We start from the raw sequence: 1649 nt of genomic DNA on the forward strand, positions 1-1649 counted from the left end.
GCTTTATGATTGAAAACAAGCCGTACTGGATAGCCGCCAGTAAAGTCTTACACCTTAATGGCGAAGATGGGCAGCTCAATTCAAGCGTAAGTTATTGGCATGATTTTCCGTTATCATTAGATGACACCCTTTCTCCACAGGAAAAGAAACGTAATACGGTATGTTACCCTCGTACCGTGTCCCTAATTTCATTAGAGAATGATGGCTTGATAGCGATAGAGGATGAAAACACAAAATGGGCCCAAGTGACGGCACTGGATGAGCAAACGCTACCGATACATGGTTGGGTGAATATAAAAGACAATGCACAAGCTCATATCAAACGGCGTAGTCCATGGCACTGGCCTGGGTTTGAAACAATAGAAGAAAAGGCCTCGATAGGTGAATTATCTGACAAGATAGGCAAGAATAAAGTGGCGAAATTAGATTTAGCCGATTACACGCCAGCGATGCGGGCATTACATCAAATCTTAACGGGCACACTGATATATTCAACCCAACGAAAAAAAGACCTACCGCCGCCGACTTTTACGGATAGGGATTTAAAGGAAGGATTACGCCGAAGCTGGACAGCGGAGTTGATAGGGCATTTATTGGTAAAATATGAAAGCGAATGGTATGCCGATGAAGCGTTAAGCAAATGGAACGAAATTGATGAGCTATTTGAAGAAGAAAAACAACAACAAAAAGCAATTATTGAAGCGGGATTAGATGAGCTAGGCATCACCGAGCCTTACCTCCGTGATTTTGCCTTAGAGGTGGTGGACGAAGCGCATAAACATGTCAAATCAAACTGGCAACTAGAAAAAGCACAGCGCATTAAACCGTCACTGTGGTGGAAACAAGTGGCACAGGCACAAGCACAAAACCCAACCGCAAACACTGATGCCAATATCCCTAAACTGTCCAATCTATCCGCAGACGGCAAGGCATGGTTTATTCATCCGGTGGCGATGGTGGATTATTTTAATGTTAGAAGTGCTGAAATTATTTTCCCATTAAAAGTAAAACCAATAAACAATTTTGATATGCAATTTGGTAAAAACTTTAATTGGACTAAAAATGATAATCAAACAATGTTTGGGTGGAATCGTAGTGGGGGAAAAAGGAAACATGCGGCACGTGATTTATATACAGAACCTTATACAGAGATTGTCGCGGTATGTGACGGTGTTGTATTAGATATTAGAAATTTTTATTGTAAAACTCATCAGATAACAGTCAAGCATCATACCAATAGTGGACGAGAATTCATTATTCGTTATGGTGAAGTTGATAAGTCAAGTATTACAAACATCAAAGTTGGCGATTTTGTTAAGCAAGGTACTGTACTAGCAAAAACTGGTCAGTTGCTAAATGATGACGACACCCCATTAATGGTTTTATCTGGAAAAATTATTTTCATGTTACATTTAGAATATTATTCCGGTAAAAGTGGATTAGATTTGAAAAAACCATTAAGTAATAAAGCGAATAAACCTTATGAAAGACGCGAAGATTTATTAGATCCTTTGGATCTTTTAAAAGAGGGGTATCGCATTACATTTGGTACAGATCCTCAATAAATAGGAGTGGCAAAATGAAGAGTTTTTTATTTGGATTTACTTTACTATTTTTAATGCCTTATTTTACGTATGCATCTGATATTA

At 38.7% G+C, this 1649-nt stretch carries 1 protein-coding gene; it reads left to right on the top strand.

Annotated elements, in window-relative coordinates; translation table 11 throughout:
- Nucleotides 1-1565 (top strand): M23 family metallopeptidase (locus A9G23_RS11325; protein WP_141669991.1); only part of this gene is annotated, 1565 nt, incomplete at its 5' end.
- Nucleotides 1566-1649 lie beyond the last annotated feature (84 nt).

This window comes from Gilliamella sp. App4-10 (assembly GCF_001690495.1).
In the GTDB taxonomy this organism is placed as follows: Bacteria; Pseudomonadota; Gammaproteobacteria; order Enterobacterales; family Orbaceae; genus Gilliamella; species Gilliamella apicola_G.